Annotated in this window: 21 protein-coding genes; 19 read left to right on the top strand and 2 right to left on the bottom strand. The window is 69.2% G+C overall.

Features of this window, described 5'->3' with window-relative positions:
• Positions 1–113 precede the first annotated feature (113 nt).
• Positions 114–731, top strand: a complete 618-nt coding sequence (gene coq7, locus IB269_RS22795) for a 2-polyprenyl-3-methyl-6-methoxy-1,4-benzoquinone monooxygenase (RefSeq protein ID WP_192368389.1) — start codon at positions 114–116, stop codon at positions 729–731.
• 108 nt (positions 732–839) lie between these two features.
• Here the strand turns inward: coq7 and IB269_RS22790 are convergent, their stop codons facing one another.
• Positions 840–1292 (bottom strand): OsmC family protein, encoded by a 453-nt coding sequence (locus IB269_RS22790; protein WP_012207481.1) that lies wholly within the window; start codon positions 1290–1292, stop codon positions 840–842.
• A gap of 367 nt (positions 1293–1659) precedes the next feature.
• Here IB269_RS22790 and ilvA point away from each other — a divergent pair, with 367 nt between their 5' ends.
• From ilvA to IB269_RS22775, 3 genes are read left to right on the top strand one after another with little or no spacing between them, the layout of a single operon-like run.
• Positions 1660–3213, top strand: coding sequence for a threonine ammonia-lyase, biosynthetic (ilvA, locus tag IB269_RS22785; RefSeq protein WP_013800662.1), 1554 nt, complete (start codon positions 1660–1662; stop codon positions 3211–3213).
• A 30-nt stretch (positions 3214–3243) separates the two neighbouring features.
• Complete coding sequence (locus IB269_RS22780; RefSeq protein WP_192368388.1) at positions 3244–4056, top strand: adenosylcobinamide-GDP ribazoletransferase; 813 nt, start codon at positions 3244–3246, stop codon at positions 4054–4056.
• Positions 4053–4655 carry a histidine phosphatase family protein gene (locus tag IB269_RS22775; protein WP_192368387.1) on the top strand — a complete coding sequence of 201 codons (603 nt, stop codon included), beginning with the start codon at positions 4053–4055 and terminating at the stop codon, positions 4653–4655. The genes IB269_RS22780 and IB269_RS22775 overlap by 4 nt, the downstream gene beginning before the upstream one ends.
• A 6-nt stretch (positions 4656–4661) precedes the next feature.
• Here IB269_RS22775 and IB269_RS22770 read toward each other — a convergent pair whose 3' ends face one another.
• On the bottom strand, positions 4662–5135 hold the full coding sequence (locus IB269_RS22770; RefSeq protein WP_034397087.1) for a type II secretion system protein N: 474 nt from the start codon (positions 5133–5135) through the stop codon (positions 4662–4664).
• Positions 5136–5157: 22 nt separating this feature from the next.
• On the opposite strand from IB269_RS22770, the gene gspG reads away from it, so the two are divergent.
• The 15 genes from gspG to gspF all read left to right on the top strand — a co-directional run bounded on the left by gspG (position 5158) and on the right by gspF (position 18895).
• Positions 5158–5634, top strand: a complete 477-nt coding sequence (gspG, locus tag IB269_RS22765; RefSeq protein ID WP_012207486.1) for a type II secretion system major pseudopilin GspG — start codon at positions 5158–5160, stop codon at positions 5632–5634.
• Positions 5635–5716: 82 nt separating this feature from the next.
• Entirely contained in the window at positions 5717–6172 is a 456-nt protein-coding gene (locus IB269_RS22760; protein ID WP_192368386.1) for a GspH/FimT family pseudopilin, read from the top strand.
• Positions 6169–6567 carry a type II secretion system minor pseudopilin GspI gene (gene gspI, locus IB269_RS22755; protein ID WP_063328348.1) on the top strand — a complete coding sequence of 133 codons (399 nt, stop codon included), beginning with the start codon at positions 6169–6171 and terminating at the stop codon, positions 6565–6567. Before IB269_RS22760 ends, gspI begins: the two co-directional genes overlap by 4 nt.
• The gene (locus IB269_RS22750) at positions 6568–7275 is read left to right on the top strand and encodes a prepilin-type N-terminal cleavage/methylation domain-containing protein (RefSeq protein WP_013800656.1); all 708 of its coding nucleotides are present in this window, start codon (positions 6568–6570) and stop codon (positions 7273–7275) included.
• Positions 7272–8249: a type II secretion system minor pseudopilin GspK gene (gene gspK, locus IB269_RS22745; RefSeq protein WP_192368385.1), complete on the top strand. Its 978-nt coding sequence runs from the start codon at positions 7272–7274 to the stop codon at positions 8247–8249. Before IB269_RS22750 ends, gspK begins: the two co-directional genes overlap by 4 nt.
• Before the next feature lie 44 nt (positions 8250–8293).
• A complete protein-coding gene (gspL, locus tag IB269_RS22740; protein WP_192368384.1) occupies positions 8294–9538 on the top strand; it encodes a type II secretion system protein GspL in 1245 nt (414 codons plus the stop codon).
• Entirely contained in the window at positions 9535–10101 is a 567-nt protein-coding gene (gspM, locus tag IB269_RS22735) for a type II secretion system protein GspM (protein WP_192368383.1), read from the top strand. The genes gspL and gspM overlap by 4 nt, the downstream gene beginning before the upstream one ends.
• Positions 10102–10103: 2 nt before the next feature.
• Positions 10104–10907 carry a type II secretion system protein N gene (gene gspN, locus IB269_RS22730; protein ID WP_065346788.1) on the top strand — a complete coding sequence of 268 codons (804 nt, stop codon included), beginning with the start codon at positions 10104–10106 and terminating at the stop codon, positions 10905–10907.
• 3 nt (positions 10908–10910) lie between these two features.
• Positions 10911–13286: a type II secretion system secretin GspD gene (gspD, locus tag IB269_RS22725; RefSeq protein ID WP_192368382.1), complete on the top strand. Its 2376-nt coding sequence runs from the start codon at positions 10911–10913 to the stop codon at positions 13284–13286.
• Positions 13287–13300: 14 nt separating this feature from the next.
• Positions 13301–14662 carry a GspE/PulE family protein gene (locus tag IB269_RS22720; RefSeq protein WP_013800651.1) on the top strand — a complete coding sequence of 454 codons (1362 nt, stop codon included), beginning with the start codon at positions 13301–13303 and terminating at the stop codon, positions 14660–14662.
• A gap of 63 nt (positions 14663–14725) precedes the next feature.
• Complete coding sequence (locus IB269_RS22715; RefSeq protein WP_223275171.1) at positions 14726–15010, top strand: hypothetical protein; 285 nt, start codon at positions 14726–14728, stop codon at positions 15008–15010.
• Positions 15011–15095: 85 nt separating this feature from the next.
• Positions 15096–16097 (top strand): LLM class flavin-dependent oxidoreductase, encoded by a 1002-nt coding sequence (locus IB269_RS22710; RefSeq protein WP_192368381.1) that lies wholly within the window; start codon positions 15096–15098, stop codon positions 16095–16097.
• 4 nt (positions 16098–16101) lie between these two features.
• Positions 16102–16791 carry a helix-turn-helix transcriptional regulator gene (locus tag IB269_RS22705; RefSeq protein ID WP_013800648.1) on the top strand — a complete coding sequence of 230 codons (690 nt, stop codon included), beginning with the start codon at positions 16102–16104 and terminating at the stop codon, positions 16789–16791.
• Between the two features lie 88 nt (positions 16792–16879).
• Positions 16880–17524: a glutathione S-transferase family protein gene (locus IB269_RS22700; protein ID WP_013800647.1), complete on the top strand. Its 645-nt coding sequence runs from the start codon at positions 16880–16882 to the stop codon at positions 17522–17524.
• Between the two features lie 144 nt (positions 17525–17668).
• Entirely contained in the window at positions 17669–18895 is a 1227-nt protein-coding gene (gspF, locus tag IB269_RS22695; RefSeq protein WP_013800646.1) for a type II secretion system inner membrane protein GspF, read from the top strand.
• The last annotated feature ends 15 nt before the right edge of the window (positions 18896–18910 follow it).

The following is an 18910-nucleotide window of genomic DNA, read 5'->3' as shown; positions in this document are numbered from 1 at the left end:
CCAACCCGAACATCGCGCCGGCCTTGTTGCGCTTGCACAAAGAGAGGGCATGGCGTCCTGGTGTACCGTTCAGACCCTGAATTTGCCAAGATTTTCCGCTCTAGGGACCGCCCATGGACAAGATACTGACTGCCGCCGATGCGGCGCTTCGCACCCTGTTTGCACAGCCTTCCGCCGCCGAACGCTCCCCGGCCGCCGGCATCGCGGAGGGAGAGCTGACCGAGGCACAGCGTCGGCTATCGGGCGCCTTGATGCGCGTCAATCACGTCGGAGAGGTCTGCGCCCAGGCGCTGTACAACGCCCAGGCCATGGTGACGCGCGACATGGTGCTGCGCGAGCACCTGCTGGAGGCGGCGCGCGAGGAGACCGACCACCTGGCATGGACCCGCGACCGGCTCAACGCCCTGGGCGACCGGCCCAGCCTGCTGAACCCGCTGTGGTTTGCCGGCGCCTTCGCCATTGGCGTGGTGGCCGCCAAGATCAGCGACGCGGCCAGCCTGGGGTTTGTGGTGGAGACGGAGGAGCAGGTGTCCGCCCATCTGGAAAGCCATCTGGGCCTGTTGCCCGAGGAAGACCGCGCCTCGCTGGCCGTGGTGGCCCGCATGAAGGATGACGAGGAACGCCATGCCGCCGCTGCGCGCGAAGCCGGTGCCCTGGAATTGCCGCCCCCCGCCCGCGCCTTGATGCGCCTGGCAGCCAAGGTGATGACGACAACCGCCCACCGCATCTGAACCTTCAGAAACATCTGAAACAGCATTCCATCCAAAAAAAGCGGGCCTTGCCCGCTTTCTTCATTTCAGGAGGGCCGCGCCGAGGCGCAAGCCCAGCCATCTGCGGCATCAGGCCTCGACGATGTCGAATCCCGTGGTGATCTCGGCCGTCTTGCCCAGCATGATGGTGGCCGAGCAGTATTTGTCATGGCTCATGGCGATGGCACGTTCCACCGCACCCGTGGGCAGACCCGTGCCGCTGACGGTGAACTGCATGTGGATCTTGGTGAACACCTTGGGGTCCGCATCGGCGCGCTCCGAGGTGAGCTTGACGCTGCAGCCTTTGACGGCATGCCTGCCGCGCTTGAGGATCAGCACCACGTCATAGGCCGTGCAGCCACCGGCGCCGGCCAGCAGCATCTCCATGGGGCGGGGGGCCTGGTTCTGCCCTCCATTGGCGGGGTTGGCCGCATCCGGCGCCCCATCCATATTGACCACGTGGCCGCTGCCCGTTTCTGCCACGAAGCCCATGCCCGAGCGCATGCCGGTCGTGCCGCCTGTCCAACTCACTGTGCATTCCATTGTTGCGTCCTCAAAAAACTGTTGCTATTTTGCATCAACTACACAAAAACCCTGATTTTGTTGCAACGCAGCACCTGTCGTGCATACAATGCACCCAAGCGTTATCTGAAGGGTTAACCCGGACACTCCTCCAGATGGACTGCAGATTGTGAACCAACTTCGCTCTGCATCGCACCAGTTGTCTCCTCCACCTCCTCTATTGGTGGATTCAGCCCCCGGCTTTACAGCCTGGGGCTTTTTTTTTGGTTTCGTCGCTCCCGGCCTGTGCAGGACGCTGCACTGCAGCATGATTCACAAGCGCCTATGATGGCCGCCTGACACCGACGGGCCGCCTCCCGGCCTGCTGCTCTCCAGCCTTTCGCCGACGATGAACCACCCCCTGACCCCTGCCGACTACCTGACCAAGATCCTTACCGCGCGCGTCTATGACGTGGCCGTGGAGTCGGACCTGGAGCCCGCCAAGGCGCTGAGCCGCCGCCTGCACAACAAGGTGCTGCTCAAGCGCGAGGACCAGCAGCCGGTGTTCAGCTTCAAACTGCGCGGCGCCTATAACAAGATGGCGCACCTGTCGGCCGAGCAGCTGGAAAAGGGCGTGATCTGCGCCTCGGCCGGCAACCATGCGCAAGGCGTGGCCCTGGGCGCACGCAAGCTCGGCTGCCGTGCCGTGATCGTGATGCCGACCACCACGCCCCAGGTCAAGATCGATGCTGTGCAGGCGCTGGGCGGCGAGGTGGAACTGGCCGGTGAAAGCTATTCCGACGCCTACAAGCACGCCGTCAAGCTGCAAAAGGAAAAGGGCCTGACCTTTGTGCACCCCTTCGACGATCCCTACGTGATCGCCGGCCAGGGCACGATTGCCATGGAAATGCTGAGCCAGCTGCAAAAGCTGGGCAGCCCGCGCCTGGACGCGGTCTTTGTCGCCATCGGCGGCGGCGGCCTGATCTCGGGCGTGGCCAACTACATCAAGGCCGTGCGCCCCGACGTGAAGGTGATCGGCGTGCACACCAAGGATTCGGACGCCATGCTGCAGTCCGTGCGTGCCGGCCACCGCGTGGAGCTGGCCGACGTGGGCCTGTTCGCCGACGGCACGGCCGTCAAGCTGGTGGGCGAGGAGACCTTCCGCATCGCCCAGGGCCTGGTGGACGACTACGTGGTGGTCGATACCGATGCCGTCTGCGCCGCGATCAAGGACATCTTCGTGGACACGCGCTCCATCGTCGAGCCGTCCGGCGCCCTGGCCGTGGCGGCCATCAAGCAGTATGTTGCCAAGCACAAGACCAAGGGCGAGACCTATGCCGCCATCCTGTGCGGCGCCAACATGAACTTCGACCGGCTGCGCTTCGTGGCCGAGCGGGCCGAGGTGGGCGAAGAGCGCGAGGCCCTGTTCGCCGTGACCATCCCCGAGGAACGCGGCAGCTTCAAGCGCTTTTGCGAAGCGGTGGGCAAGCTGCCCGGCGGCCCGCGCAACGTGACCGAATTCAACTACCGCATCAGCCACGAGAACAAGGCCCATGTCTTCGTGGGCCTGACCACGGCAGCACGCGGCGAGTCCGAGAAGATCGCCAGGAACTTCGAGAAGCAGGGCTTCGAGGCGCTGGACCTGACCTTCGACGACATGGCCAAGGAGCATCTGCGCCACATGGTCGGCGGCCATTCGCCGCTGGCGCAGGAAGAGCGCCTGCTGCGCTTCGTCTTCCCCGAGCGCCCCGGCGCATTGTTCAAGTTCCTCAGTCTGATGGCGCCGACCTGGAACATCTCGCTGTTCCACTACCGCAACCAGGGCGCCGACTACGGCCGCATCCTGGTCGGCATGCAGGTGCCCGCCAAGGATGGCAAGAAGTTCGACGCCTTCCTGAGCAATCTTGGCTACCCCTGGGTCGAGGAAACCGCCAACCCGGCCTACCAGCTTTTCCTCAAGTGACGGACCTGGCGGGCCGGCACTGACACGCCCATGCAGCCGCTTCGCCACTTTGTCCTGGCCGTCCAGTTCTTCAGCCGCATCCCGGTGACGGGGCGGCTGGCCGCTTGGGCTGGCTGGAGCCCCCAGCTGCAGCATGCCAGCGTTGCCCATCTGCCCGGCATCGGCTGGCTGGTGGGCGCATGGGGCGCAGCGTGCCTGATGGCAACGGGCTGGCTGCTGGCGCCCAGCCCCTGGATGCCGCTGGTTGCCGCCGTTCTTTCCACCGTGGCCACGCTGTGGCTGACCGGGGGACTGCACGAAGACGGATTGGCCGATGTGGCCGACGGCCTGGGCGGCTTTGTCCCGCCCGAGCGCGCGCTGGAAATCATGAAGGATTCGCGCCTGGGCGCCTACGGCGCCATGGCCCTGGTGATGGCGCTGCTGGCCAAGCTATCCCTGGTCGCGCTGCTGGTCGACATCCGCGTGCAATGGGCGGCCTTGCTGCTGTGCAGCATCCATGTGCTGTCGCGCATGGCGCCGCTGGCCCTCATGCAATGCCTTCCCTATGTGGGCCAGGCCGCCCACTCCAAGGCCTTGCACGCCGCGGGTCGGCCATTGGCTGCCAGGGGCCTGGGCGCGGCAATCCTCTGGTGCCTGCCCGCCCTGGCGCTGACAGGCTGGCTGGGCGGCCTGCCGCTCGTCATCGGCCTGGTACTGCCCGGCGCCCTGGCCACGGCCGCCATGGTGCGCTGGCTGCGCCGCCGGCTGGGCGGCATGACGGGGGATTGCCTGGGCGCTGCCCAGCAGGTTTGTGAACTGGCCATGCTGCTGGGGGCTGCCGCCGTACTGGTGCGCGTGCCATGAACTCCGCCTGCGCCAACCCGGCACCACGCCTTTGGCTGGTACGCCATGCTCGCCCGCTGGTGGCGCCCGGCATCTGCTATGGCCGACTCGACATGCAAGCCGACGCCCAGTCCACGGCCGATGCGGCGCAGGCCCTGCACCTCGCCCTGCCTGCGGATTGCCTGCTGGTGCATTCGCCCCTGCGCCGATGCCGTCAATTGGCCTGGGCCCTGCAGGCACTGCGGCCCGGCCTGGCATCGGCGGCGGACAGCCGCCTGCTGGAGATGGATTTCGGCGAGTGGGAAGGCCAGCCCTGGGATGCGCTGGACCGCAGCGCCATCGATGACTGGGCGGCAGACCTTGCCGGGCACGCGCCAGGCCGGGGAGAGTCCTTGGCGACCATGCTGCGCAGGGTGGATGAGGCCTTGCAGCAGGCGAGCAGGGGTTCGGTGGGTGACGGCGCCGCACGCGACACCGTCTGGATCACCCATGCCGGCGTGGCGCGCTGCGTGCAATGGCTGATGCGCGAAGGCAGCGCCCTGCCCCAGGCGGCCCAATGGACGCTGCCCGCGCCTGACTTTGGCGGCTGGCTGGCGCTGGACCTGCCGTTGCCGCGCTGACCGGGATCAGCGCTTGTCGGGCAGGGGAATCTGCAGCGTGATGGAAGCCGGACCATCGACCCTGGGCCCCAGGCGCGCCTCGCGGCCCGACACCGACTGCAGCACCACGCCGTCTTCCACGGCGCGCCCCACGCGGAAGGGTTTGGCCGGCTGGTTGCCCACGGCGATGACCGCCGCGCCGCCGCCGCTGTCGCGCCCGGCCAGCACACCGACCAGCGCATAGCGCGAGACCACAGGCGCTGCAGCGGGGGCGACGGCGCCCTGCGCGGCCGCCACGCCTCCCAGGGCCTGCGCCAGCGCGGGCGCATCGACCTGCAAGGGCTCGGCGGGCGCGGGTGGCACGGGCGCTCCCGCGCCGCCGTTGCCCAGGCGCATGGCCCAGAAAGCCACGACGCCGGCAGCCAGCAGCCAGAGCACGAATGTGGCCGCCTTGACATGCCAGGTCCGGGCCTGGCCGCGGTTCAATGAAAGTGTCACCATCGCGCGATTATGATGGAGCGATATGTCCAATTTGCTGCACCGTTCCATGACCAGCCTTCCCCGCCGTCCGTTGCCTGCCCTGCGCACTGCCGTCCAGCGCGGCTTCACGCTGATCGAGCTGATGGTGGTCCTGGTCATCATCGGCGTGCTGGCGGCCCTGATCGTGCCCAATGTGCTGGACCGCGCCGACGATGCCCGCGTCACGGCTGCACGCACCGACATCACCAACATCTCCCAGGCGCTCAAGCTCTATCGCCTGGACAACCAGCGCTACCCCACGGCCGAGCAAGGCCTGCAGGCCCTGATCGTCCGCCCCACGAGCGGACCGCTGCCCAACAACTGGAAGCCCTACCTGGAAAAGCTGCCCAACGATCCCTGGGGCCGCCCCTACCAGTACCTGAATCCTGGCATCAAGGGCCCCATCGACATCATGTCCTTTGGCGCCGACGGCCAGGCCGGCGGAGAGGGCAAGGATGCCGACATCGGCAGCTGGCAATAAGTCGATGGCCCGGGCGACGGCCCGCAGGGGCCGCGCCGCACCGCACCACAGGCCCGCACTCCCAGCGGGCCTGCCTGCTCTCATGCCCCGCCAGACCGCTCCCTCCTCCCCGTCCACCCCTTCGCGCGGCTTCACCCTGCTGGAGCTGATGGTCGTCATCAGCATCATGGCGATTGCCGCCGCAGGCGTGAGCCTGTCGCTGCGCGACAGCGGACAGGCACAGCTGGAGCGCGAGGCCGAACGCCTGGCCGCGCTGCTGGAGTCGGCCCGCGCCCAGGCCCGTGCCAACGGCGTGCCCGTGCGCTGGCGGCCCATGCCGCAGGGCTTTCGCTTCGAAGGCCTGCCGGCCAGCGCGCAATTGCCTTCCCAATGGCTGCAGCCCGGTGTGCAGGCGCAGCCGGCCACGCCGCTGGTGCTGGGCCCCGAGCCACTGATTCCGCCCCAGTCCGTCACGCTGACGCTGCGCGACTCCACCAGCCCGCCGCTGCGTGTGGCCACGGATGGACTGCGGCCCTTTGCCGTGCAGTCCCTGCCATGACAGCCCTCCACGGACCGCGCCGAAAGCACGGTGCCCCCAGGCGCCCGGCACGCGGCTTCACGCTGATCGAGGTGCTGGTGGCCCTGGGCATCGTGGGCATTGCGCTCATGGCCGGTCTGCAGGCCACATCGGCCCTGACACTCAATGCCGAGCGCCAGTCCGAGGTGCTGCTGGCCCAGCTGTGCGCGCAAAACGAGCTGGTGCGCATGCGCCTGTCGCGCCAGATGCCGCCCGTGGGCGACAACAGCCTGACCTGCGAGCAGGGCGGCCGGCAACTGCAGGTCCGGCTCAGCGTGCGGCCCACGCCCAATCCCAGCTTCCGCCGTGTCGATGCCCTGGTGGTCACGGCAGAGCACCCCGTGCTGCGCGTATCCACCATCGTGGGACGCTTCTGAATGCGCTTGCGCCATCCCTCCCGCACGCACGGCTTCACCCTGGTGGAGCTGATGGTGGCCATCGCCGTCATGGCCCTGCTGGCCCTGGTGAGCTGGCGCGGACTGGACAGCATGGTGCGCTCGCAGGAGACCATTCGTGCCCGCAACGAGCAGCAGATGGTGCTGCAGACCGTCATCGCCCAATGGAATGCCGACCTCGAAGCGCTGATGCCGCTTGAAAACACACAGGTCATCGACTGGGACGGCCAGGTGCTGCGCATGACCCGCAAGAGCAGCGCCGCCGTGGACGACGGCGCCGTGGTCGTCGCCTGGGCGCGCCGCCAGACGGCCGGACGCGACCAGTGGCTGCGCTGGCAGTCGCCGCCGCTGCGCACGCGCGCACAGTGGCGCGATGCCTGGAACCAGGGATCGCAATGGGGGCGCAACCCCTCGGACGACCAGCGCCGGCGCGAAACCGTGCTGATGCCCCTGGACCAATGGCGCCTGTACTACTACCGCGACAACGCCTGGAGCAATCCGCAGTCCAGCGGCTCGGACAACGGCACGGGCACGGTCAACCCGCCGTCCGGCGGCACCAACAGCAGCGCGCAGCTGCCCACGATTCCCGACGGCATCCGCGTCGAACTGACCCTGCCGCCCGACAGCGCCATTCCTGGCCGCGTCACCATGGACTGGGTCAACCCCTTGCGCTCCAACAGCCGATCATGATGCGCGCACCCCGCCCCCTGCCCGGCCGCCGCCGCCACCGTGGCGTGGCCCTGCTGGCCGCCATGCTCACGGTGACCCTGGTGGCCACGTTCGCCGCCACCGCGCTGTGGCAGCAGTGGCGCAGCGTGGAGGTCGAGACCGCCGAGCGCAACCGCATGCAGGCCGCCTGGATCCTGCTGGGTGCGCTGGACTGGTCGCGCGTGGTGCTGGCCGAGGATGCGCGCACCAGCCTGCAGGTGGACCATCTGGCCGAACCCTGGGCCGTGCCGCTGCAGGAGGCGCGCCTGTCCACCTTTCTGGCGGCGCAGAACAACGTCAGCCAGGTCGATGACGGCATGGCCGACATGCAGGACGCCTTTCTCTCGGGCCAGATCATCGACCTGCAGTCGCGCCTGAACCTGCGCAACCTGCTGAGCGCCCCCGACAAGCCCGAAACCCTGCGCCCGCTGTCCCGCCTGCTGGAGCGCCTGAACCTGCCCCCTGCCTATGCCACGCAGATCGTCCAGGCCCTGCGCGCAGCCGCCACCCTTGGCGAGGGCGCGCAGTTCCTGATGCCGCGCACGCTGCGCCAGTTCGGCTGGCTGGGCCTGCCGCCCGAGGTCGTCGCGCGCCTGGAGCCCTACATCACCCTGCTGCCCGAGAACACGCCCGTCAACCTCAACACCGCCAGTGCCGAAGTCATCTGGGCCAGCGTGGAGGACCTGACCTGGTCCCAGGCCAGCCAGTTGGTGCAGCTGCGCGCATCGCGCCCGCTGCGCAGCCTGGCCGATGCCTCCAACGCGCTGGGCCTGCCGCAGAAATTCGAAGGACAGAACCTGTCGGTGGCCACCAGCTTCTTCGAGGCGCGTGGCCGCATGCGCCTGGGCGAGATCGTGGCCAGCGAACGCTCCATGTTGCGTCGCAACAACATGACAGTCACTACCATCTGGCGTGAGAGGGGGGACTGGGGATTGCCCGAAGCTCCCGCGCCATGACAGATGGCTGTCACACTCGCCCCCTACAATGCCCGCTTCCGCCCATGAGCACCTTGATTCTTCATCTGCCTGCGGGCCCCGCTGGCGAATACGCCTACGCACTCAGCAGTGACGGCCTGCGCGCCGACCGGCATGGCCACGCCGCCGCAGGCCTGCTGCCCGATCCTGGCCGCACCGGCCAGACGGTTGCCGTGGTGCCGCACCAGGCCTTGTCCTGGCATCTGGTCAGCCTCCCCCATGGCGTGCCTACGGGAAGCCGGCGCGGACATGTGCGCCTGCGCGCCGTGCTCGACGGGCTGCTGGAAGAGCGCCTGCTCGACGAGCCCTCCCAATTGCACCTGGCCCTGCAGCCGCAGGCACGTGCAGGCGAGCCCTGCTGGGTTGCCGCCTGCAACAAGGCCTGGCTCCATGCCCACCTTCAGGCCCTGGAATCCGCAGGGCGGCCCGTGGGCCGCATCGTGCCGGAATGTCCGCCCCAGGCCATGCCCCAGCTCTGGGCCGTGGGCTCACCCGAATCGGCCTGGCTGCTGGCCACCGGCCTGAGCACCGCCCCGCAGGGCATGGACTCGCTGGCCTGCCTGCCGCTGCGCACCGACAGTGCCGACCCCGCCATGCTGGCAGCCCTGCTTCAGGCCCTGCCCCCTGACACCCCGATCCAGGCCGACCCGGCGCTGGCCCGTGCCGCCGAGGCCCTGCAGCGCCCCGTCAGCCTGCTCACGGATGCCCAGCGCGGCCTGGCGGCCCGCGCACAAAGCTGGGATCTGGCCCAGTTCGACCTCGACCTGGGCGGCGGCAGCCGCACACGGCGGCGCATGCTCGACGGCTGGCAAAGCTTTCTGCGCGCGCCGCAATGGAAGGCCGCGCGCTGGGGCGCCGTGCTCGCCCTGCTGGCCCAGGTAGTGGGCCTCAATGCCTGGGCCTGGACCGAGAACCGCGCCATCGCGGCCAAGCAGGTCCAGGTGCGCTCCACGCTGGCCACCAGCTTTCCCCGCGTGCCCGTCATCGTCGACGCGCCCGTTCAAATGCAGCGCGAAGTCGCCACGCTGCGCCAGACCGCCGGCGCGCTGACGCAGGGCGACCTGGAGCCCCTGCTGGCCGCCGCATCCCGGGCCCTGCCCGCTGGACAGTTGCCCCAGGCCATGGACTACCAGGACCGGCAGCTGCGCCTCAAGGGCGTCTCGCTGGAGGCCGAGGCACTGGAGCAGGCACAACAACACCTGGCCGGCAGCGGCCTGCGACTGCAGCGTGACGGCGCCGACCTGCTGCTTGCCCAGGAGGCCCGGCCATGAACATGCGCGCATCCCGCCAAAGCCTGGCACCCCTGCGCGCGCGCTGGAATGCCCTGGCGCCGCGTGAACAGAACATGACCCTGCTGGCCGGTGGCGTGGTGGCACTGGCCCTGCTGTGGTGGGTGGCCCTGGCCCCCGCCCTGCACAGCCTGCGCACCGCGCCCGAACGCCATGCCCAGGCCGACCGCCAGTTGCGCCAGATGCAGCTGCTGCAGGCCGAGGCCGAGCAGCTGCGCGGCAACGCACGCCCCGTGGTCGGCGATGCCAAGGCGCTGCTGCAAAGCTCGCTGTCCGCCGAACTGGGCGCCTCCGCCCAATTGAACTGGATGGGCGACCGTGCACAGATCACGCTCAAGGCCGCACCCGCCGCCGCGCTGGCGCGCTGGCTGGCCCAGGTCCGCAGCAACACCCACGCCGTTCCGGCCGAGATGAAGCTGGCCCGCAGTGCATCTGCAAGCACTGCCGCCGCCTCGGGCGCAGCAGGCGCAGGCGCTGCCGATGCCGTGCGCTGGGATGGCAGCCTGGTGCTGGACCTGCCCGTCGATCCGTCGCGGACGCCTTGAGCATGCAACGCAAGCCCCGCTCCCAGCCGGCCCTGCGCGCACCGCGCGGCTGGGCGCTGGCCGGTGCCCTGTGCGGCCTGGTGGCCACCACCGTCGTCTGGGCGCCCGCCGCCTGGCTGGCGCGCGGCGTGGATTCGGCCACGCAGGGCCAGGTGCTGCTGCAGCAGCCGCGCGGCACGCTGTGGAATGGCTCGGCCTCCCTGGTCTTCACCGGAGGCGCCGGCAGCCGCGACCGCACGGCCCTGCCCACGCGGCTGGAATGGACGCTGCGCCCGCGCCTGGACGGTGCCCGCATTCAGCTGCGCAGCGAATGCTGCACACCCACGCCCGTGGTGCTGGACCTGCTGCCGCGCTGGCAGGGCCTGAGCGCCGTGGTGCACGACAGCGACACGCGCTGGCCCGCCTCCCTGCTGTCCGGCCTGGGCACGCCCTGGAACACGGTGGACCTGCAAGGCCAGCTGCGGCTGGCCACGCAGGCCCTGCAACTGCAGCTGCTGTGGCAATCGGGCCGCTGGCGCAGCGAAGGCAGCACGCGCCTGGAGGCGCTGGCCGTATCCTCACGCCTGTCACCGCTGCGCCCGCTGGGCAGCTACCGGCTGGACATCCTCGGGGGCGACAGCCCGCAACTGCAGCTCAGTACCCTGACCGGCGACCTGCGCCTGAGCGGCCAGGGCCAATGGGTGGGCCAGCGGCTGCATTTCCAGGGCGAGGCCTCGGCCAGCCCGGAGCGCGAAACCGCGCTGTCCAACCTGCTCAACATTCTGGGACGGCGCCAGGGGCCCCGGTCCATCATTTCCTTTGGTTGATCCATGACTCAGCAGCATACGACCCCGTTCTGGCGCAACACCCTGCACACGCTGGCCGTCAGCGCCATGCTGGCCTGCACCGCTGGCACCGCCCAGGCCCAGCAGACCAATGCCCCGGCCGGCACCACGCCCAGCCTGCGCCCCGGCGAGCCTGTGACACTGAATTTCTCGGGCGCCGACATCGAGGCCGTCTCGCGCGCCATCGGCGCCATCACCAACCGCAACGTGGTGGTCGACCCCCGCGTCAAGGGCCAGATCACGCTGTTGACCGACAGGCCCGTGCCGCCTGCCACCGCCTACCAGCAGTTCCTGGCCGCGCTGCGCCTGCAGGGCTTCACCATTGTCGAATCGGCCGGCCTGTACAAGGTCATCCCCGAGGCCGACGCCAAGCTGCAGGCCAGCGAAGTGGCCGTGGGCGCGAGCCGCAGCAGCGCGGGCAGCCAGATCGTCACCCAGATCTTCAAGCTCAACTACGAGAACGCGGCCAACCTGGTGCCCGTGCTGCGCCCGCTGATCAGCCCCAACAACACCATCAACGTCAACCCGGGCAACAACTCGCTGGTCATCACCGACTACGCAGACAACCTGCAGCGCATCTCGCGCATCGTGGCGACCATGGATGTGTCCAACGCCACCGATGTCGAAATCATCCCGCTGCGCCATGCCGTGGCCACCGACATGGTGGCCCTGGTCTCGCGCCTGATCGAAGGCGGCACGGCCAGCCCCGGAGGCCTCACCGTGACCGCCGGCGGCGCCAATATTCCGGGCCAGAGCGACAACGCCTTCAAGACCTCGCTGATGGCCGAGCCGCGCAGCAACTCCATCGTGCTGCGCGCGGCCAACCCCGCACGCCTGGCCCAGGTGCGCTCGCTGATCGCGCGGCTGGACCAGCCCGCCATGAACGGCGGCGGCGACCAGGGCAACATCCACGTGGTCTACCTCAAGAACGCCGACGCCGTGGCGCTGGCCGCCACCTTGCGCGCGGCCATAGGCGCCCAGGCCACGGCCGCGGGCACGGCCAGCGGTCAGCCCGGTGCGGGCGGCACCACGCCGCAGGGCGGCGGCATGTCCTCCATTCCCACCTCGCAGCCCGTGGTCTCGCGCGACTCCAGCGGCACGGCATCCATGGGCATGGGCTCGTCCTCGGGCCTGGGCAGCAGCGGTGGCGGCGGCGCGCTGGGCGTGGCCCAGCAGCCGTCCACGGGCGGCATGGTCCAGGCCGATCCGTCCACCAACTCGCTGATCATCACCGCCCCGCCGCCTATCTACCGCCAGATGCGCGCCGTGATCGACAAGCTCGACGGCCGCCGCGCCCAGGTGCTGATCGAAAGCCTGATCGTCGAGCTCAAGGACAACCGCCTGGCCCAGTTCGGCGTGCAGTGGCAGGCCATCCTCAGCAACAACGGCAAGGTGCTGGGCAGCATCGGCAACAACTCCAGCGTGGCCGGCGCCAACATCCTGAGCCTGCTCAATGCCTTCAACAAGGACGGCAGCATCAACACCAGCACGGGCGGCATCACCGGCGACACGGTGAGCAGCATGCGCGGCACCAACCTGGGCTTCACGCAGAGCGTCAACGGCAACACCACGCTGGGCTTTCTGGCCAACTTCCTGCAGAACAGCGGCGACGCCAACATCCTGTCCACGCCCAACCTGATGACGCTGGACAACGAGGAGGCGCGCATCATCGTGGGCCAGAACGTGCCCATGGTCACGGGCTCCTACGCCAGCAACTCCACGGGCGGCACGGTCAACCCGTTCACCACGGTGGAGCGCAAGGACGTGGGCCTGATGCTGCGCGTGCGCCCGCAGATCAACGAGAACGGCACGGTGAAGCTGGCCGTGTTCCAGGAAGTCTCCTCGGTGGACGAGTCCACGCGCAAGGACACCAACGGCCTGACCACCAACAAGCGCTCCATCGAATCCAACGTGCTGGTCGAGGACGGCAACATCATCGTGCTCGGCGGCCTGATCGACGACAACTACTCCCAGGCCGAGGACCGCATTCCCCTGCTGGGCGACATCCCCGTGCTCGGCAACCTGTTCCGCAACACCAACCGCAAGCGCAACAAGACCAACCTGATGGTCTTCCTGCGCCCCGTGGTGATGCGCGATGCGGCGGCCACCAATCAGGTCTCCTCCGAACGCTACGAAGCCATTCGTGCCCAGCAGCAAGGCCTGCAGCCCGAGCAGAACGTGCTGCTGCGCTCGGTCAATGCCGCACCCGTGCTGCCCACGCTCACGCCCCAGCCTGACCCCGGCACGTTCACCAACCCGGCCGCCATCGTCAACGTGCCGGGCGCAAAGCCCGAGCTGATCGACTTCACCCAGCCGCAGCCCGCCGCTCCCGCCGTGCCGGCAGCCCCCGGCGCGCTCTGAGGCAGGAAGGCCCCATGCGCTATCCCCTGCCCTATTCGTTTGCGCGCACCAGCCAGCTGCTGATCGAGGACGACGGCCACGAGCCCCTGCTCTGGCACGGCCCCTCGCCCGACTGGCAGGCCCTGTCCGAAGTCCAGCGCAAGCATGCGGTGCAGCGCTGGCAGATGCTGGATGCGGGCACGCTGGCGCACCGCATCAGCGCCGCCTATTCGCAGGGCGAGTCCAGCGCGGCCCTGGTGGTCAGCGAGGTCGAGTCCGACGCCGACCTCTCGCGCATGATGCAGGAGCTGCCCGCCGTCGAGGACTTGCTGGAGACTGCGGACGACGCGCCCATCATCCGCATGCTCAACGCCCTGCTCACGCAGGCCGCGCGCGACGGCGCCAGCGACATCCACATCGAGCCCTACGAGCGCCACTCCAGCGTGCGCTTTCGCGTGGACGGCGACCTGCGCGAGGTCGTGCAGCCCAACCGGGCCCTGCACGCGGCGCTGATCTCGCGCCTGAAAATCATGGCCGACCTGGACATCGCCGAAAAGCGGCTGCCCCAGGACGGCCGCATCAGCCTGCGCCTGGGCACGCGCGCCATCGACGTGCGCGTCTCCACCCTGCCCAGCGCCCATGGCGAGCGCGCCGTGCTGCGCCTGCTGGACAAGAGCGAGAGCAAGCTCAGCCTGGAGGCCGTGGGCATGCAGGGCGAGACGCTGAGGCGGTTCACCCACATGACGGCGCAGCCCCACGGCATCGTGCTGGTCACCGGCCCCACGGGCTCGGGCAAGACCACCACGCTGTACGCGGCGCTGTCGCGCATGGACGCCAGCCACAGCAACATCATGACGGTGGAAGACCCCATCGAGTACGAGCTGGCCGGCGTGGGGCAGACCCAGGTCAACGCCAAGATCGAGCTGACCTTCGCCAAGGCCCTGCGCGCCATCCTGCGCCAGGACCCGGACGTGATCATGATCGGCGAAATCCGCGACTTCGAGACCGCGCAGATCGCCATCCAGGCCTCGCTGACGGGCCACCTGGTGCTGGCCACGCTGCACACCAACGATGCATCCAGCGCCGTCACGCGCCTGATCGACATGGGCGTGGAGCCGTTCCTGCTGTCGTCCTCCCTGCTGGGCGTGCTGGCACAGCGCCTGGTGCGCAAGATCGACACCACCGAGCCCAGCGGCTACCGGGGGCGCACCGGCATCTTCGAGATGCTGGTGGTGGACGACACCATCCGCGCGCAGATCCACCGCCAGGCCAGCGAGGCAGAGATCCGCGACACCGCACTGGCCTCGGGCATGCGCCTGATGCGCGACGACGGCGAGCGGCTGGTGCGCGAGGGCATCACCACGCCCGAGGAAGTGCTGCGCGTCACGCGCGACTAGGCGCAGGCGGCCACGCCCGACCCTGCGCAGCACGGGGCATCCCCGTTTGCCACAATGGTCGGCATGTTGGAATCCCTACGCGCCTGGAGCGCTCCCTATGGCGGCGACCTGTTCCTGTGGGTCGCCACGCTGAGCCTGATCAGCTACATCGCCCTGTGGTGGTTCAAGTCCCGGCTGTCCACCAGCCAGCTGCGCCGCGTCATCCGCCTGTCGGCGCTGGTGGCGCTGCCGCTGTCCTGGCTGGCTATCCAGCAGGGCGAGAACCATCTGGCGGCTGCCATCCTCCCCCTGGTCTGGTGCGTGGTGCTGGGCATCACCTGCGCACGGGAAATGTCCAGAAGAAACTGAGTGCGCGAACGCGCACCAGGAATGCCCTGGCGCGGCAAGGCCCGCGCCGCCCCCACCCACCGTGAACTGGAAGTTGGAACCTGCCATGACATCATTCAATGAAGTCCGTCTGTCCATGCTCGACCTCGTGGCCGTGCGCGAAGGCGGCACCGTCGCCGAGGCCCTGGACATTGCGCTGGCCACGGCCCGCAAGGCCGAGGCACTGGGATTCGAGCGCTACTGGCTGGCCGAGCACCACAACATGCCCGGCATCGCCAGCTCGGCCACGGCCGTGCTGATCGGCCATATCGCAGGCGGCACCTCGAAGATCCGCGTGGGCTCGGGCGGCATCATGCTGCCCAACCATGCCCCGCTGGTGGTCGCCGAAGCCTTCGGCACGCTGGCCGAGCTGTACCCGGGCCGCATCGACCTGGGCCTGGGCCGTGCGCCAGGCACCGATGGCGCCACCATGCGCGCCCTGCGCCGCGACCGCGTCGAGACCGAGGAAGACTTCCCGCGCGACGTGATGGAGCTGCAGCGCCTGCTGGGCCCGGCCACGCCCGAGCAAAAGCTGGTGGCCACGCCGGGCGCGGGCACCAACGTGCCGATCTGGCTGCTGGGCTCCAGCCTGTTCTCGGCCCAGCTGGCCGCCCACCTGGGCCTGCCCTATGCCTTTGCCTCGCACTTCGCGCCGCGCATGCTCTACCAGGCCGTGCAGCTGTACCGCAGCCTGTTCAAGCCGTCGGCCCAATTGGCCAAACCCTACGTGATCGTCGGCGCACCCGTGATCGCGGCGCCCACCGATGACGAGGCCGAGTACCTGGCCAGCAGCACCTACCAGCGCGTGCTGGGCATCATCACGGGCCGGCGCGGACTGCTGCCGCGCCCCATCGAGAACTATGTGGCCCAGCTCGGCGAGCAGGAGCGCCGCGCCATCGGCGACTTCCTGGCCGTGGCCTCCATCGGCGGCCCGGACAAGGTGCGCACGCGCCTGCAGAAGCTGCAGGCCGACACCGAGGCCGACGAGCTGATCCTGGTCAGCGACGTGTATGACCGCGACCTGCGCCTGCGCTCGCTGGAGATCACGGCCGGCGTCATGGGCCGCTGAAGGCATGAGCCGCTCCGCCCGGCTGCTGCAGCTGATTGACCTGCTGCGCCGCGCGCGCCTGCCCCAGGCCGGGCCGGTGCTGGCCCGGCAGCTGGACGTGAGCCTGCGCACCCTCTACCGCGACATTGCCACCCTGCGCGAGCAGGGTGCCGCGATTGCGGGCGACCCGGGCGTGGGCTATGAGATGCGGCCCGGCTTTCTGCTGCCGCCGCTGATGTTCACGCCCGATGAGCTGGAGGCCCTGCTGCTGGGCGCGCGCTGGGCCAGCCGCCAGGCCGACCCCGAGCTCGCCCAGGCCGCCACCGCCGCGCTGGACCGCATACGCAGCGCGCTGCCGCTGGAGCTGCGCATCGAGGTGGACACCAGCGGCCTGCTGGTGCCGCCCATCTGCCACGAGTCCGTGACCGAGCCCTGGCAGACCGCGCTTCGCCTGGCGATACGGCGCCAGCACCGGGTGCTGCTGCACTACACGGATGAGAAGGGCCAGCCGACCGAGCGCCAGATCTGGCCTTTTGCCATGGCTTTCTTCGATCAGCGGCGCATTCTTGCGGCCTGGTGCGAACTGCGCCAGGACTTCCGCCATTTCCGCGCCGACCGCGTGCGCTCCGTCACCGATCTGCAGGAACGCTATCCCGACCACCGCAGCGGCCTGATCGAACGCTGGTCGCGGCAACTGGGCTACACGGTCCGCTGACAACACTGCTGACAAAAACTGTCAGCATGGCCTCCTACAGTCGCTCCCATGGCCTTCTCGCCATGCATTCGAACCACTGGGAGCCTTCATGAACGACTCGATCAAGCCGCTGCGCTTTTACTTCCACCCCCGCTCGCGCGCCGTCATCGCGCGCTGGATGCTGGAGGAATGCGGCGCCCGCTATGAGCCCGTGCGGCTGGAATACGGCAGCACCATGAAGGCTGCCGACTACCTGGCCATCAATCCCATGGGCAAGGTCCCCGCGCTGGTGCACGGCGAGACCGTGATCACCGAACAGGCCGCAATCCTTGCCTATCTGGCCGACATCTTCCCCGAACGAAGGCTCGCGCCGGCCGTGGACAGCCCGCTGCGCGGCGTCTACCACCGCTGGATGTTCTTCCTGGCCGGCCCCGTCGACGCCTTGATGACTGCCAAGAGCCAGGGCCACCTGGAGCAGCAGACGGCCGACCAGGCAATGTCCGCCGGCTATGGCCGCTATGACGACGTGGTGCAGACGCTGCGCCAGGCCGTGGCCGGCAGGCGCTACCTGTGCGGCGACCAGTTCACCGCGGCCGACGTGCTCATGGCCAGCTACCTGCGCTGGGGCACGATGATGAAGCTGCTGCCCGCGCTGCCCGAATTCAGCGATTACGGCCAGCCGCTGATGGAACGCCCGGCCTCGCTGCGCTCCATCCAGCTCAACGAAGCGGACCTCGCGGCCCAGCCGGCATAAGGACCAGGCAGGGGCTGCCGCCGACCGCGGCGGCGGCCTCGCCATCCAGCCGTCACCGGCAGCGGCTACCATCGGGGGTTGGATCGCCGCCTGGCGTTTCCTGGACGCCATCCCTTCCCCAGCCCTTCCCGACTCCCGCCGCGCATGCCTGCCTTTTCCTTCGAAGCCCTGGATGCACAAGGTCAGACCCGCAAGGGCACGATCGAAGCCGACAACGCGCGCGCCGCGCGCAGCCAGCTGCGGGCCCAGGCCCTGGTGCCCATGGCCGTGGAGATCGTGGCCTCGGGTTCCGCGTCCGGCCCGCAGGGCGGCGCCTCGCGCTGGCTGACCCGTCCCGTCCTTGGCTCCACAGGGCTCACCGTGTGGACACGCCAGATGGCGGGTCTGGTCGGATCAGGCCTGCCCATAGAGCGCGCCCTGGCCGCGCTGTCCGAAGAAGCCGACGACCCGCGCCAGCACCACCTCGTGGCCGCGCTGCGCGCCGAGGTCAACGCAGGCTCCACCTTTGCCCGCGCCCTGGCCCAGCACCCGCGCGAGTTCTCCGACATCTACTGCGCCGTGATCGGCGCCGGCGAGGCCAGCGGCAGCCTGGGCCCGGTGCTGGAGCGGCTGGCCGACGACCTGGAATCGCGCCAGGCCCTGCAGTCCAAGCTCATCGGCGCAGCCCTGTACCCGGCCATCGTGACCCTGGTGGCCATCGTCATCGTGCTGTTCCTGGTCAGCTACGTGGTGCCCCAGGTGGCCAGCGTGTTCGCCGGCACCAAGCGCGCCCTGCCCTGGCTCACCGTGGCCATGCTGGCGCTCAGCGACTTCGTGCGCAGCTATGGCTGGGCTGCGCTGGTCGCCCTGGTGCTGGGCGCCGTGGGATTCCGGCTGTCCATGAAGAACCCCGTGCTGCGCGAGCGCTTCGACGCCTGGTGGCTGCGCCTGCCGCTGATCGGCCGGCTGGCGCGCAACTACAACGCGGCACGCTTTGCCGGCACGCTGGCCATGCTGGCGGGCGCAGGCGTGCCCATTCTCAAGGCCTTGCAGGCCGCAGCCGAAACGCTGGGCAACCGCGCGCTGCGCGCCGATGCCATGGACGCGCTGGCCCTGGTGCGCGAGGGCGCGCCGCTGGCCTCGGCCCTGGCGCAGAAAAAGCGCTTCCCGGGCCTGATCTCCATGTTTGCCCGCCTGGGCGAGCAGACCGGCCAGTTGCCCGTGATGCTGCAGCGCGCCGCCAACCAGCTGTCCACCGAGGTGCAGCGCCGTGCCATGCACCTGGCCACCATCCTGGAGCCGCTGCTGATCGTGGCCATGGGCATGGTCGTGGCCCTGATCGTGCTGGCCGTGCTCATGCCCATCATCCAGCTCAACCAGTTCGTCAAATAGCGAAAAGCGCCAAGC

This window comes from Delftia sp. DLF01 (assembly GCF_014852125.1).
Lineage (GTDB): Bacteria > Pseudomonadota > Gammaproteobacteria > Burkholderiales > Burkholderiaceae_C > Comamonas > Comamonas acidovorans.
The sequence above is the reverse complement of the archived record's forward strand: the minus strand, read 5'-3'. Positions and strand labels throughout refer to the sequence as shown.